Source organism: Paraburkholderia sp. BR10882 (assembly GCF_040948855.1).
GTDB lineage: Bacteria > Pseudomonadota > Gammaproteobacteria > Burkholderiales > Burkholderiaceae > Paraburkholderia > Paraburkholderia nodosa_A.
On the sequence record NZ_JBFPKP010000005.1, the window covers coordinates 44,620 to 58,759 of the forward strand.

The following is a 14,140-nucleotide window of genomic DNA, read 5'->3' on the forward strand; positions in this document are numbered from 1 at the left end:
GTGCGGGCGCTGGGGTGTTCAGGTGGGACGATTGCCCGTGACCGCCAAGCGCAGAGGCCAAAAAAAAGCGCCGGCGCAAGGCCGACGCAATTTTCAAAACGGGTTCGTGTAAGGAGGGCCCAGCCGGAAGGTGGTGGAAGGTGGCCCTCGCAACGGACGATCTAGCCGATTCGCATAACGTTCAGTTCTCTTCCACCGGGTCGCGGTTCAGCATGCTTTGCGGAATCGACAGAATCAGAACGCAACTCACGAGCAGACAGGCGCCCAGCGCATAGGTGCCGTTGTTGATGTCGCCGGTCAGATCCTTCGCCACGCTGGTGATCATGGAACCCGTGAAGCCGGAGAGATTGCCGACCGAGTTGATGAGCGCAATACCGGCCGCCGCGGCCGTGCCTGAGAGAATCTGCCCTGGGAACGTCCAGTAAATCGGCATGAGCCCGAGAATCGCGCAGGTGGCGATCGTCAGGAATACGATCGAGAGCGGCACGTTGTGCGCGAAGAGTGCGCTCAGAATCAGGCCGCCGCCGCCGATACAGGCCGGAATGGCCGCATGCAGGCGGCGCTCGCCCGTCTTGCGCGAGTGTGACGCATTCCAGATCATGGCGACGACGGCGCTGAGATAGGGAATGGCGGTCAGCAAGCCGATGTTGAACGTGCTCTTCACACCGGAAGCCTTGATGATGGAAGGCAGCCAGAATGCCAGGCCATAGAAGCCGGTATTGAAGGTCAGCAGGATGAACGTCAGCAGCCAGACACGCGGGCTTTTCAGCGCTGCCACGGCGCTATGCGTTTTTTTCGCGCTTTCCTGTTCGAGATTCTTTTGCAGCACGGCTTTTTCGGCGGCGCTCAGCCATGTCGCCGACTGAATGCCGTCGCCCATGCGCAGCAGCACCACGAAGGCGACGAGAATCGAAGGAATGCCCTCGAGCAACAGCATCCACTGCCAGCCGCCCAGGCCGAACAGTCCATGCGTGTTTTCCATCAGCCAGCCCGAGATAATGCCGCCGAGCGTGAGGCTCACCGGAATGGCGATCAGGAACCCCGACATCGCGACGCTCTGGCGACGCGCCGGAAACCAGTAGTTCAGGTAAAGAATGATGCCGGGGAAAAACCCCGCTTCGCAGACGCCGAGCAGAAACCGCAGGATGTAGAACATCGTCGAGGTCTGCACGTGAAAGAAACTCGCGAGCGGCGCGATAAAGGCGAGCGACGAAGACACGATGCCCCACGTCACCATGATGCGCGCGATCCAGAAACGCGCGCCATAGCGATGCAGGAGCAGATTGCTCGGCATCTCGAAGAGGAAGTATCCCCAGAAGAAAATGCTTGCGCCCACCGCATAGATACTGTCGCTCAAACCGAGCGAATCGAGCATCTGCAGCTTGGCAAAGCCGACGTTTACGCGGTCGAGGTAGGCGACGACATAGCACAGAAGCAGAAGCGGCAAGATGCGCTTCAGTACCTTGCGGTACAGCCGTTCTTCGGCTTCGTTGACGGCGGCCGGCGAGTCCGCAATCTGGGTCAGGGTTGGCATGGGATGTGTCTCCTTTCACATATGCCTTTGAACGCTCCCGGTACTGGGGAGGCGATTCCACGAGCTTCGTGGTGTGCTTGCTGGATCTCTGCGCTGGCTGTGAACAGCGCATTGTTTGTTATCGGTAACACAGCGGGCGCTAAATTAGCATGAGACGAGGCGCCACGGCAAGTCGGTCGCCAGCGCCGAAGTCGGGAAAACGCGTGGTCTCACCTGGTGCACAGGGCGCGTGCAAAGTGCTAAGATCCAGAAATGTTACCGATAACAAATGGCGCGGACCTGCGTGCCACATCGTCGAGACAAGGAACAAGCAAGTGAGTGATATGACCCAGCCCAACGCACGGCGCCTGCGCAGCCAGGAATGGTTCGACGACCCGGCCCATGCGGACATGACCGCGCTCTATGTCGAGCGCTTCATGAATTACGGTCTGACCCGGGAAGAACTGCAATCGGGCCGCCCCATCATCGGCATTGCGCAAACGGGGAGCGATCTCGCCCCTTGCAACCGTCACCATATCGAGCTGGCGGCCCGCACGAAGGCGGGCATTCGCGACGCGGGCGGCATCCCAATGGAATTTCCGGTCCATCCGCTCGCCGAGCAGAGCCGCCGGCCCACGGCAGCGCTCGACCGCAATCTGGCCTATCTGGGTCTCGTCGAAATTCTTCACGGTTTCCCGCTCGATGGCGTGGTGCTGACCACGGGCTGCGACAAGACCACGCCTGCTTGCCTGATGGCCGCGGCAACGGTCGACATGCCCGCCATCGTGCTGTCGGGCGGCCCAATGCTCGACGGCTGGCATAACGGCCAGCGCGTCGGGTCGGGCACGGTCATCTGGCATGCGCGCAATCTGCTGGCAGCAGGCGAGATCGACTACGAGGGCTTCATGGAGCTCACGACGGCCTCGTCGCCCTCCATCGGCCACTGCAACACGATGGGTACGGCGTTGTCGATGAACAGCCTCGCCGAAGCGCTGGGCATGTCGCTGCCCGGCTGCGCCAGCATTCCGGCCGCTTACCGCGAGCGCGGCCAGATGGCGTACGCAACCGGCAAGCGCATTGTCGACCTCGTGCGCTATGACATGCGGCCTTCGCGCATCATGACGAAAGAGGCGTTCGAGAATGCCATCGTCGTGGCCTCTGCGCTGGGTGCGTCGACCAACTGCCCGCCGCACCTCATCGCGATCGCGCGGCACATGGGCATCGAGCTGAGCCTCGAAGACTGGCAACGCGTCGGCGAACAGGTGCCGCTCATCGTGAACTGCATGCCGGCAGGCGAGTATCTGGGCGAGAGCTTCCACCGCGCGGGCGGCGTGCCCGGCGTGCTGCGCGAACTCGATCGCGCGGGTCTCGTGCATCGCGAATGCCTCACGGTATCGGGCCGCACCATCGGCGCCATCGCCGACGGCACGCCCGAGCCCGATCGCGAAGTCATCAGGACAACCGATGACCCGCTCAAGCATGGCGCAGGCTTCATGGTGCTCTCGGGCAACTTCTTCGACAGCGCGATCATGAAGATGTCGGTGGTCGGCGACGCCTTCCGGCAAACCTATCTGAGCGAGCCGGGTGCGGAAAACACCTTCGAGGCACGCGCCATCGTGTTCGACGGTCCAGAGGACTACCATGCACGCATCAACGACCCGTCGCTCGAAATCGACCAGCACTGCATTCTGGTGATTCGCGGCACCGGCACGGTCGGCTATCCCGGCAGCGCCGAAGTGGTGAACATGGCGCCGCCGGCGGAACTCGTGCGCCAGGGCATCACGTCGCTGCCCACGCTGGGCGATGGCCGACAGAGCGGTACGTCGGCGAGCCCGTCGATCCTGAACATGTCGCCCGAGGCGGCGGTGGGCGGCGGCCTCGCGCTGCTGCAAACAGGCGACCGCATTCGTGTGGATCTGAACGCGCGCAGCGTGAACGTGCTGGTCGACGAAGCCGAGCTGGCGCGCCGCCGCGAGACGGCGCACTTCGAGGTGCCGCCTGCACAGACGCCCTGGCAGGAGCTTTACCGCAAGACGGTGGGGCAATTGTCCACGGGCGGATGCCTCGAACCCGCCACGCTTTATCTGAAAGTGATCGCCGAGCGCGGCAACCCGCGCCATTCGCATTAACCGGACACTCAACTGGACGCACCATGACCTCGAACACCCCCTCAAACTGGCTTCCCGGCGATGTCGGGCAGGCGCTGCTCGTTGGCCGCGTGTGGCGCAAGGCAGGCGAGCATGAAGGCCCCTCCGTCGTGCTCGTGCGCAACGGCGAAGTCATCGATATCACGGCCAGCGCGCCGACCACCGCGGATCTGTTCGACCGCGAGGACCTCGCGCAATTCGCGCGCACCGTGAGCGGCGAATCGCTCGGCCCGGTGGAAAAGCTGATCGAAGCGAATCTGCCCGGCAGCGGGGAGCCAGCGCTGCGTCTGCTCGCGCCCAACGACGTGCAGGCCATCAAGGCCTGCGGCGTGACGTTCGCGGTGAGCCTGATCGAGCGCGTGATCGAAGAGCAGGCGGGCGGCGATCCCGCGAAAGCGCAGGAAGTGCGCGAAACCATCGCGGCCACGATCGGCACCGATCTCTCGAAGATCAAGCCGGGCTCGGACGAAGCGATGAAGCTCAAGGCGGAACTCGAGCGGCGCGGCGCGTGGTCCCAGTACATGGAAGTGGGCATCGGGCCCGACGCGGAAGTGTTTTCGAAGTCGCAGCCCATGTCAGCGGTGGGCTTTGGCGCGGCTGTCGGCTTGCTGGCCGCTTCGGTCTGGAACAACCCCGAGCCGGAAATCGTGCTGGCCGTGAACAGCCGCGGCGAGATTGTCGGCGCGACGCTCGGCAACGACGTCAATCTGCGCGACATCGAAGGCCGCTCGGCGCTGCTGCTCGGCAAGTGCAAGGACAATAACGCCTCGTGCGCGATCGGCCCGTTCGTGCGTCTGTTCGACGAGTCGTTCAGCCTCGACACGGTGCGCAAGACGAGCGTCGCGCTGCGCGTGGAGGGCACGGACGACGACTTCGTCCTGGAAGGCATCAGCCACATGAGCGAAATCAGCCGCGATCCGGCCGACCTCGTGGCGCAGACGTGGGGCCCGCATCACCAGTATCCCGACGGCTTCATGCTGTTTCTCGGCACCATGTTCTCGCCGATCAAGGATCGCGACACGCAAGGCGGCGGCTTTACGCACCACCTTGGCGACAAGGTCACCATTTCCGCGCCGGAACTCGGCGCGCTGATCAACACCGTGCAATTGAGCACGGCTCTCGCGCCGTGGAACTTCGGCGTGCGCGCGCTCTATCGCAATCTGGCCGCGCGCGGATTGCTGTGAGCCACTGAATCGGGAAACGCGACATGAACCAGTTCGACAATTACATCGGCGGCCAGTGGGTGCGCGGCGCTACGGCATCCACCAACATCAATCCCTCCAATCTCGACGACGCGATCGGCGAGTTCGCGCAGGCAGACGACGCGCAGACGCGCGACGCCATCGCCGCCGCGCGCAAGGCCTTTGCGCAATGGTCGCTCTCCACGCCGCAGCAACGCTTCGATCTGCTCGACCAGGTGGGCAGTGTCATTCTCGCGCGCAAGGCCGAGTTGGGCCGCGTGCTGGCGCGCGAAGAGGGCAAGACGCTGCCCGAGGCCATCGGCGAGGTGGGCCGCGCGGCGCAGATCTTCAAGTTCTTCGCCGGCGAGGCGCTGCGCCTTGGCGGCGAGATCGTGCCTTCGGTGCGGCCCGGCATGACCGTCGAGGTGACGCGCGAGCCGATCGGCGTGATCGGGCTCATTACGCCCTGGAACTTTCCGATCGCCATTCCCGCCTGGAAGATCGCGCCCGCGTTGGCCTATGGCAACACGGTCGTCATCAAGCCCGCCGACCTCGTGCCGGCCAGCACGTGGGAGCTCGTGAAAATCATTGCGGAAGCGGGCGCGCCGGCCGGCGTGATCAACCTCGTGATGGGGCGCGGCTCGGTGGTGGGCGAGGCGATCGTCAGCTCGCCCGATGTCGATGCCGTGAGTTTCACCGGCTCGGTCCCGACGGGCCGCGCGATCGGCGCGAAGTGTTTTGCAACGGGCAAGAAGTTCCAGCTGGAAATGGGCGGCAAGAATCCCATGGTCGTGCTCGACGACGCCAATCTCGACGTCGCCGTGGACGCCTGCATCAACGGCGCATTCTTCTCGACGGGGCAGCGCTGCACGGCGTCGAGCCGCCTCATCGTGACCGAAGGCATTCACGACCGTTTCATCGAAGCGATGAAGGCGCGCATGAAAACGCTGAAGACGGGCGACGCGCTGGCGGACGGCACGCATATCGGGCCGGTGGTGGACGACAAGCAGCTTCAGCAGGACGAGCGCTACATTGCGATCGCGCGTGAAGAGGGCGGCGAGGTGTACGGCGGCGAGCGTGTGGAAGGCGCCACGCGCGGCTACTTCCTTGCCCCCGCGCTGATCACCGGCACGACATCGCAAATGCGCATCAACCGCGAAGAAGTGTTCGGCCCCGTCGCCTCGGTCATCAAGGTGAAGGACTATCACGAGGCGCTCGCCGTGGCGAACGACACGGAGTTCGGTCTGTCGGCCGGCATCTGCACGACTTCGCTCAGTCATGCCAACCATTTCCGCCGCCATGTGCAGGCCGGCATGGTGATGGTGAACACCGCGACGGCGGGCGTGGACTATCACGTGCCGTTCGGCGGCCGCAAGGGTTCGAGCTACGGCCCGCGCGAGCAGGGCAGCTACGCTCGCGAGTTTTACACCACGGTCAAGACGGCGTACGTCAATCCGGGCGCAGTGTGAAGCCGCGCGGGCGGCGTACGGAAGACGCCGCCCGCGCCGGTGTTCAGATCATGCCGTGCACCACGGAGTGGGCGAGCCGCAGAAGATCGTCGAATTGCGTGACCAGTTCGAAACACACGAGAAATGTGAATGCGGCAGCCGCCCCGGGAAAGCGCACCATCAGGCGCAGAGCGGGCTCGGCGGTCCGCTTCCTGACTGCGTCGCGCGTCATCAGCCAGGTAATCACCACGCCGATTGCGGCGCCCGCGATCAAATCCGTGGGGTAGTGATAGCCCAGATACGCACGCGGCAGGCAGATAATGAGTACCACGTATAACATCACCAGCGCGCCGACCACACGCCATACCAGCAAGATCCCCATCGCAATCGCCACCCACAGCATGGCGTGATCGCTCGGGAACGAACTGAAGTCGGTGAGCCCGGCCGCCCGCAGCGACGACGAGGCGAAATGCAGATGCAGATCGGGATTGAATAGCGGCCGTTGGCGGAACGGCAGAAAACGCGCGAGGAGGCGTCCCACGGCGAGCGCGATCAGGCCGCTCGTCACCGTGGCGATCATCATCTCGCGCCGCCACTCGCGCCGCTCGTTCGGCTGAAACCAGATCCACCAGATGAGCGGGATGAGGAAATACCCCTTGAACGTATAGAGTCCCACCATCACCCGGATCGCATGATTGAGCAGTGGCGGCAGATCGACTTGGGTGAGGGCTCCCAGAATGACGGTATCGAAGCTGTTCATTTATTGTGGGCCATTCCGCTGACTTATTTACGAATGAGCAAGGCGGCCGGAAACGGAGGTCTCCGGCCGCCTTGGGGCCCGATGTTCCAGGCGCTAGCCATCGTAAGTTTCAATTCAGCGCGCATAGGTAAAGAATCGAAAGCAAGTGTAAATCGTGCTTGCTCCCCGCCCTCACTGCGCCGCAGCGGCAGGCATCGTCCTGTGCGGCGTGCCTGCCGGCCCGCTGTTACGCCCCGTCACATATCGTTTCGTTTCAAAACGAACCTTGCCGCACAACGTGTCCGTTATCGGGCATGACCCCACATCGTTTCGGGCGATTTGCCCGGTTTCATCGCCTAGCCAGGCAGCAGGGAGCCGCTGCGCAGCGGCGTGGCGCCTGCCACCCACGCCACTTCCATCCCCGCCGTGGCGAAGCGCGTGCGTTGGCGTGCGTACAGCATGCCGGTCACGGAGCTCGTGATCGTGACGACGCGATCGGTCAGCGGATCGACCACATCGGCAATCGGCTGACCCGGTTCGACCCTCACGCCAACCGGCGTGCGGAACACGAGCACGCCGGAGGCCGGCGCAATGAGCGTTTCGGCGCCCGCGAACGGCGTGGCCGCGTATTCGAGCGCAGGCAGCGGCGCGGGCGTGCCCTCGATCACACCGCGATGCGTGAGGTAGTTGACGATGGCGTTCGCGTCGCGTTCGGCGAAGTCGTAGCTCACGTCTGCCTGGCCGCGCAACTCGATCGTCACGGACACCGCACCGTTGGGAATCGGAAAGCGTTCGCCGTAGCGCTCGCGCAGCGCGGACCAGCAGAAGCTGTGAATCTCGTCGAAGGGACTGCCGTCCGAATTGAGCGCGAAGAGCGACGCCTTCGCTTCGAGATAGCGCGCGAGCGGCTCGACATCGGCCCACAGGTCGGGGTTCGTGTAGAGATGCATCGCACCTTCGAAGTCGCAATGCAGGTCGAGCACGACATCGGCGTCGTACGACAGGCGTTGAAGCGCAAGACGCTGCGAGCCGAGTTCCGTGGTGGGCGTCTGTTCGTCGAGCGCCTCGCGCATCGCAGCGCGCACGACGGCCACGTTCTGCTGTGCGTCGCCGCTCAGGCGAGAGCCGACACGCGGGAGCACGAGTTCGGCGAGATCGTGGAAGTGGCGGTTGAAGTTGGCCGCGGTGCCGCTTTCGAAACGGCCGAGCAGCTGACCGAGCAGGCGCTGATTGAGGCCGATAGGATTGGGCACGGGCACGACGACGACCTCGCCGCGCAGCTTGCCTGCGGCTTCGAGCGCGGCGAGGCGTTGGCGCAGGGCCCAGGCGACGAGCATGCCCGGCAGTTCGTCGGCGTGCAGCGACGACTGGATGTAGATCTTCTGTGCGCCGGTGGGGCCGTAGTGGAAGCTCGTAAGGTGCCGCGCGGTGCCGAGCGCCGGCGAAATGAGCGGATGGGTCTGGATCTGCATGATGGCGTGAGGACGGAAGTTGCGGGCGGCGGAAAGGGCAAAAGGCGCGGGAGTGTCCCGCGCCTTCGTCGCTAATCGTGTGCTCCGGTCAGACTCAGGAACCGTACACGTCGAATGCGAAGTAGCGCGATTCGATCTTCTTGTACGTGCCGTCCTTGAGCATGTCCGCGAGTGCCTTGTCGATCTTTGCCTTCAGGTCGGCGTCGTCCTTGCGCAGGCCGATGGCGGCGCCGTTGCCGAGAATGCCGCTGGGATCGCTCAGTTCGCCGTTCGTGAACGCGAAGCCTGCGCCGCGCGGGGTCTTCAGGAAGCTCAGGTCGGCTTGCACGGCGTCTTGCAGCGCGGCGTCGAGGCGGCCCGAGAGCAGGTCCGCATAGACCTGGTCCTGATCCTGGTAAGGCACGATCTTCACACCGTTCGGCGCCCAATTGGCTTTTGCGTAGGCTTCCTGGGTCGTGCCCTGTTCGACGCCGACCGTCTTGCCCTTCAACGAATCCGCCGTGGGCTGGAGGCTCGAGCCCTTCTTCGCGACGAGACGGCTAGGCGTGTGGAAGACTTTTGAGGAGAACGCGATTTGCGCTTCGCGCTGCGGCGTCATCGACATCGAGGAGAGGACGGCGTCGAACTTCTTCGCCTTGAGCGCCGGAATCATGCCGTCGAATTCGCTTTCCACCCACACGCACTTCGCGTTGATGCGTTTGCAGATTTCGTTGCCGACGTCGATGTCGAAGCCGACCAGCTTGCCGTCCGTGCTCTTCGATTCGAACGGGGGATAACTTGCGTCCACGCCAAAGCGGACGGTGGTCCAGTCCTTCGCACAGACCGAGGTGGCGACGGCGAGCATCGCAATGCACAGGGCAAACTTCTTCATTGACGTGGAGTCTCCAATATATCTTTCGACGCCGCCATGACGGATGGCGGCATGGTCAACAGCGGGCTGTCACGTCAGCCGTGTTGTATAGACAAGATAACGGCTCTCACATATTGAGACAACTAGGGTTTTTGCTGGCGGAAGGTGTAAACGTGCTGACACGTGCGCGGTGCACGTGGGAAAGGACGGCGGCAGGCGGATTGGAGCGTGCGTTGTAAGTGCTTATTGGCTAGACAACTTTGATGGGCCTAGCCTGGCATGGCCGAACAGGACTGCTGTCGCAGGGAGGGAGCGACGGACTTTGCACACGTAGGGAGAGGCAGGCGCGCGCATGAGGTTGCGCGCGCAACGAACAAGAGCTGGCGGGCGCGCCGATCAATCGTCGTCGCCGTGGTGATGTTCCCAGCCACGATGACGGCCGTGGTCGTGCCAGTGGTGTTCGCCTTCGTCGTGGTCGTAGCGGTAGTAGCCGTAGGCCGGGGCCGGTTCGTAAACCGCAGCGGGCGGTGCCGCATACACGACGGGCGGCGGTGCCTCGTACACCGGCTCGGGCGCGGCATAGACCGGACCGGGAACGCCGAGATAAACACCGATATCGGCATGGGCGGATGCCGCTGTGCTGACACACGTCCCTGCGAGTCCTGCGAGAAGATAAAACGTCAGGCGATTCATGATGATCTCTATTCCAGTCAACGGACGCGGTTGCGATGGAAGCGGATTCTAGTCGCTGGGCTTACGGACGGGATGCGCAGATTTGTCAATCGTGTAACCGCTGGTAAGGCCGCGCGAAAAAATAGCGAGCTTAAGGTTCTCATAAGGTAGTTGCGCGGATCTGAATGTCCGGTTGTGTGGGGCCGCCGCTTTGGGGCCATTACACGGTTGTGCCTTTGCCATTACCCTATAGAGGTTGCTCGCGTCCGGGACAGGTTGCCCATGTGCACCGACGATCGAACTGCTACGCAAGCCTCCATGCCTGAATTCCGGACGCAGGGCGATGTCTGCTCGTTCGGGAATCAAGCCGTTGCATTGCGCTGGACACTCGAGGACGAACACCTCACTCGCTTCTCGCTCGTCGATTGCGCAAGAGCATGCGAGCTGCCGATCGTCGCGCCGTTCACGCTGACGTTCGCAGATGGCACCACGCTCGGTCTGGCCGGATTGCGGGTGCTTGCACCAGTACGGGAAGACGCGCTCGCGGCCAACCCGCACGCATCGCGCCTGGCCGAACGCGTTGAGGGCCAGCGCGTGAGCATCACGCTGGGCGACGCCCAGGGGCGTCTCGCGATTCAATGGAGCGTAGAGCAGCGCGACGGCGCGCGATATCTGCGCATGACGCTAAACGTGACGGCCCTGCGCCTGGACGAAGCCATTGGCGTCGTTTCATTGCTGCAGGCGCGCGCTGCCGCCGCGCAGACCGGCAGTGAACGCAAGGGCACGCCGGTCGTCGCGGGCAGCTTCTATCTGGGCTTCGAGTTGCCGCTTGCAACCAGCCACGTGGAGGCAGATAGCATCGCTTTTACGCTGCATCGCGCGTTGCCGCTGGAAAAGAACCGGACGCTGACTTACTCCGCCGTGGCCGGCGTGGCTCGCGACGGACAGTTGCGGCGTGATTTCTCCACATACCTCGAGCAGGAGCGCGCTCGCCCATATCAGCCGTTTCTGCACTACAACAGCTGGTGGGATATCGGTTATCTCACGCCTTATACGCAGGAGCAGGCGCTGGAGCGTATCGACGCAATCGGCCACGAGTTACATACCGCGCGCGGCGTGCAGATCGATTCGTTTCTTTTCGACGATGGCTGGGACGACCTTGGCGGCGGCTGGCATTTCAGCCAGGCGTTTCCTCATGGCTTTGCGCCGCTGCGCGACGCGGCGGCGCGCTATGGCGGCGCGCCCGGCGTTTGGCTGTCTCCCTGGGGCGGCTATTGCGCGCCGAAGGACGAACGCGTCACGCACGGCCGCGCCACGGGCTATGAGGTCATCGACAATGGCTTTGCGTTATCGGGGCCTCGCTATTACGAGCGCTTTCACGAAGTCGTGATGAGCCTGCTCGCGACAGACGGCGTGAACCAGTTCAAGTTCGACGGCACGGGCAACGCGGACCGTGTATTTCCAGGCAGCCTTTTCGATAGCGACTGGGACGCGGCAATCCAGCTCATCGGCGACATTCGCGCGGCGAAACCGGCAACCTTCATCAATCTCTCGACCGGCACGCATCCCTCGCCGTTCTGGCTGCGCTACGTCGACGCGATCTGGCGGGGCGGCGGTGACGACGGTCAGGCGGGCAGCGGCACGAACCGCGAGCGCTGGATCACGTATCGCGACGCGCAGACGTACCGCAACGTCGTGCTGCGCGGCCCGCTCTTTCCGCTCAATTCCCTGATGCTGCACGGCATTGTGCTGGCACAGTGCAATCCGCGCCTGAATGCGCCGGCAGGCGACGCATTCGCGCACGAGGTGCGGTCCTTCTTCGCGAGCGGTACGCAATTGCAGGAGCTATACATCACGCCTTCGCTGCTGGGCGAAGACGACTGGAACGTGCTCGCGCAAGCGGCCCGGTGGGCGCGCGCGAACAGCGATGTATTGCGCGACAGCCACTGGATCGGCGGCGCGCCCGACGAAGCGGCAATCTACGGCTGGGCCGCGTGGGCGCCGCACAAGGCATTCGTCACACTGCGCAATCCGCACGATCAGGCGCAGCGCTTTGCACTGGCGCTGCGGCATCAACTGGAATTGCCGGCCGAGGCGGCAGGACGATTTCTTGCGCGGAGTCTCTGGCATGCAGGCAAGAGCAGCATTCCCGCAATACTGGACGCGGACGTGCCGTGCGAAATCCAGCTCGCGTCATTCGAAGTGCTCACGCTGGAACTGCTGCCGACTGCTGGGGGCTAATACAACGCATTCGCCAGATGCACCGGCTTCGCTTCGATCTGGTGCAGGTCGAAGATCAGCACCTCGTTCTCGCCTTGCGTGAGCCACGGCGCGGGGCAAAACAAGCGCTGTTGCGGGCCGATACTCCAGTAGCGTCCGAGATTGTGCCCATTGACCCAGACCACGCCCTTGGCCCAGTGGCTCATATCGAGCCAGGTGTCGCCGATTTCATCGAGAACCAGGCGCGCCTTGAAAAAGAGCCCGGGTTTCAGCGGATTCGTGCAGCGTGCATCCAACCCGGCGACGTACGCCTCATCCATCGGTAGCAAAAAGACTTCCCATTCCTCGAGCGATGAAACGGACCCGTCGGCGTATTGCATTTTCACGGGCTCCAGCAGGCCTTTGCGGTCGACGATTGCAGGCCCGAAGTTGACGCGGCCCATGGCCTCTACCAGGATCTCCAACGCGCCGGACGCGGCGGCGGGCAATGCGAGCGGCGCGCGATGCGTCACGCGTAGCCGCTGTGAATAGTCGTGCGGAATCCACGCACGCGAGACGCCGCCCGCGTAGCGCTCGCCGACGAAGACCGTTGCATAGTCGTGAACGCCGCTGATATCCAGCGCGTCAGCGGGTTGCGACCGCAACGTTTTTCGATACAGCATGAAGCCGAATGGCTGGCCGTAGTGCTCGAACGGCAACGGAGCGACACTTGGCAAGGGCGCGGGGAGGTTGTCCCAGATCGAGGCATAGAGGGTGGGCGTCAGGGTGTGGCCCGCGACCGTGGGTATGGCGTCCGGGATCTCCGGCAACGGCTCGGCCAGGTAATGGGCGATGATGTCGCGATACTTCAGGTATTTCGCGGTGGCGGCCCCTTGCTCGTTAATTGGCGCGCCATAGTCGTAGCTCGTGATATCGGGTTGATAGTTGCCCGACTCGTCCATATTCGCGCCGGCATAAAAGCCAAAACTCGTGCCGCCGTGAATGACATAGAGGTTGAACGACAATTGCGACTGCATGAATGCACTCAAGATGGCGGAAAGATCGTAATGAAGTCCCGCGAATTCAGGCTCGCCCCAATGCGTCAGCCAGCCCGGGTAGACCTCGCCCGCCATCGCGGGAACGGCAGGAAACGCGCGTCGCACCGTGGCGATTTGCGCCGCGTTGCCGTTGCTCAATGCAATGGCGCCACCCGTCACCGTCGTGCGATTGCGTTCGAGTTGCGCGAGGCCGTCCTCGGTGTAGAAGGGCCCCGTTACGCCGCCCCGTAGCCAGAGCTGCCGCAGTTCTTCGAGGTAAGCGGGATTACTTGCGTACGAACCGAATTCATTCTCTATCTGGATCATCAGGATCGGCCCGCCTGCATCGATCATCAACGGCTTGATGCGGGGAACCAGTTCGCCGATGTAGCGCGCAACCGCAGCCATGTAACGGGCATCGCTGGCGGAGTCGGTGCGAAGCTGGATGTCCGGTTCGCTCAGCAGGTAAGCGGGAAGGCCTCCCAGGTCCCACTCGGCGCAAACGTAAGGGCCCGGACGCAGCAGCACCCACAGCGCTTCTTGCTGACACAGACGGATAAAGGCTTCGAGATCGCGGTTGCCGCTTTTGAAGTCGAACACGCCCCTGCGCGTCTCGTGGTAGTTCCACATGATGTACAGCGCAATGCAGTTCATGCCCATCGCTTTGGCCATGCGAATGCGATGCAGCCAGTACTCGCGTGGTATGCGCGCGGGATGCATCTCGCCGCTGCGAATCTGCAAGGGCTCGCCGTCGAGCAGGAAGTGCTCGCCGTTGGGACTGAACGAGAAGGTGTGGCCGCGTTCGAGGCTCACGGTGCAATCGCGCCCTTGTATTTGCACACTCACGCACTATACTTCGACGGCTGATAGTAGAACGCTTAA

Annotated in this window: 10 protein-coding genes; 4 read left to right on the forward strand and 6 right to left on the reverse strand. The window is 63.4% G+C overall.

What is annotated here, in order from left to right; all coding sequences use genetic code 11:
* Positions 1 to 181: 181 nt before the first annotated feature.
* A complete protein-coding gene (locus tag AB3X99_RS15025) occupies positions 182 to 1,534 on the reverse strand; it encodes an MFS transporter (RefSeq protein WP_368617373.1) in 1,353 nt (450 codons plus the stop codon).
* 323 nt (positions 1,535 to 1,857) lie between these two features.
* Between AB3X99_RS15025 and AB3X99_RS15030 the strand changes: the two genes are divergently transcribed.
* The 3 genes from AB3X99_RS15030 to AB3X99_RS15040 are packed head-to-tail and all read left to right on the forward strand — an operon-like array spanning position 1,858 to position 6,310.
* Positions 1,858 to 3,642: an IlvD/Edd family dehydratase gene (locus tag AB3X99_RS15030; RefSeq protein WP_342948370.1), complete on the forward strand. Its 1,785-nt coding sequence runs from the start codon at positions 1,858 to 1,860 to the stop codon at positions 3,640 to 3,642.
* Between the two features lie 23 nt (positions 3,643 to 3,665).
* A complete protein-coding gene (locus AB3X99_RS15035; RefSeq protein ID WP_342948310.1) occupies positions 3,666 to 4,844 on the forward strand; it encodes a fumarylacetoacetate hydrolase family protein in 1,179 nt (392 codons plus the stop codon).
* Positions 4,845 to 4,867: 23 nt separating this feature from the next.
* Complete coding sequence (locus AB3X99_RS15040; RefSeq protein ID WP_342948309.1) at positions 4,868 to 6,310, forward strand: aldehyde dehydrogenase family protein; 1,443 nt, start codon at positions 4,868 to 4,870, stop codon at positions 6,308 to 6,310.
* 43 nt (positions 6,311 to 6,353) lie between these two features.
* On the opposite strand, the gene AB3X99_RS15045 is transcribed toward AB3X99_RS15040, so the two are convergent.
* The 4 genes from AB3X99_RS15045 to AB3X99_RS15060 form a co-directional block, all read right to left on the reverse strand.
* Entirely contained in the window at positions 6,354 to 7,049 is a 696-nt protein-coding gene (locus AB3X99_RS15045) for a phosphatase PAP2 family protein (RefSeq protein ID WP_342948308.1), read from the reverse strand.
* 335 nt (positions 7,050 to 7,384) lie between these two features.
* Positions 7,385 to 8,500 (reverse strand): succinylglutamate desuccinylase/aspartoacylase family protein, encoded by a 1,116-nt coding sequence (locus tag AB3X99_RS15050; RefSeq protein WP_368617374.1) that lies wholly within the window; start codon positions 8,498 to 8,500, stop codon positions 7,385 to 7,387.
* A 94-nt stretch (positions 8,501 to 8,594) separates the two neighbouring features.
* The gene (locus tag AB3X99_RS15055) at positions 8,595 to 9,371 is read right to left on the reverse strand and encodes an ABC transporter substrate-binding protein (protein ID WP_342948306.1); all 777 of its coding nucleotides are present in this window, start codon (positions 9,369 to 9,371) and stop codon (positions 8,595 to 8,597) included.
* A gap of 375 nt (positions 9,372 to 9,746) precedes the next feature.
* Positions 9,747 to 10,043: a hypothetical protein gene (locus AB3X99_RS15060; protein ID WP_069262339.1), complete on the reverse strand. Its 297-nt coding sequence runs from the start codon at positions 10,041 to 10,043 to the stop codon at positions 9,747 to 9,749.
* A gap of 297 nt (positions 10,044 to 10,340) precedes the next feature.
* On the opposite strand from AB3X99_RS15060, the gene AB3X99_RS15065 reads away from it, so the two are divergent.
* Positions 10,341 to 12,263, forward strand: a complete 1,923-nt coding sequence (locus tag AB3X99_RS15065; RefSeq protein WP_368617375.1) for an enterotoxin — start codon at positions 10,341 to 10,343, stop codon at positions 12,261 to 12,263.
* On the opposite strand, the gene AB3X99_RS15070 is transcribed toward AB3X99_RS15065, so the two are convergent.
* On the reverse strand, positions 12,260 to 14,071 hold the full coding sequence (locus tag AB3X99_RS15070) for a beta-galactosidase (protein WP_368617376.1): 1,812 nt from the start codon (positions 14,069 to 14,071) through the stop codon (positions 12,260 to 12,262). The two genes, AB3X99_RS15065 and AB3X99_RS15070, sit on opposite strands and share 4 nt — an antisense overlap.
* Between the last annotated feature and the right edge of the window lie 69 nt (positions 14,072 to 14,140).

Bases quoted from the DNA above. Each gene is read 5' to 3' on its own strand.
- AB3X99_RS15040 (WP_342948309.1), top strand. From the start codon at position 4,868: ATGAACCAGTTCGACAATTACATCGGCGGCCAGTGGGTGCGCGGCGCT.
- AB3X99_RS15035 (WP_342948310.1), top strand. From the start codon at position 3,666: ATGACCTCGAACACCCCCTCAAACTGGCTTCCCGGCGATGTCGGGCAG.
- AB3X99_RS15045 (WP_342948308.1), bottom strand. From the start codon at position 7,049: ATGAACAGCTTCGATACCGTCATTCTGGGAGCCCTCACCCAAGTCGAT.
- AB3X99_RS15050 (WP_368617374.1), bottom strand. From the start codon at position 8,500: ATGCAGATCCAGACCCATCCGCTCATTTCGCCGGCGCTCGGCACCGCG.
- AB3X99_RS15055 (WP_342948306.1), bottom strand. From the start codon at position 9,371: ATGAAGAAGTTTGCCCTGTGCATTGCGATGCTCGCCGTCGCCACCTCG.
- AB3X99_RS15060 (WP_069262339.1), bottom strand. From the start codon at position 10,043: ATGAATCGCCTGACGTTTTATCTTCTCGCAGGACTCGCAGGGACGTGT.
- AB3X99_RS15065 (WP_368617375.1), top strand. From the start codon at position 10,341: ATGCCTGAATTCCGGACGCAGGGCGATGTCTGCTCGTTCGGGAATCAA.
- AB3X99_RS15030 (WP_342948370.1), top strand. From the start codon at position 1,858: ATGACCCAGCCCAACGCACGGCGCCTGCGCAGCCAGGAATGGTTCGAC.
- AB3X99_RS15025 (WP_368617373.1), bottom strand. From the start codon at position 1,534: ATGCCAACCCTGACCCAGATTGCGGACTCGCCGGCCGCCGTCAACGAA.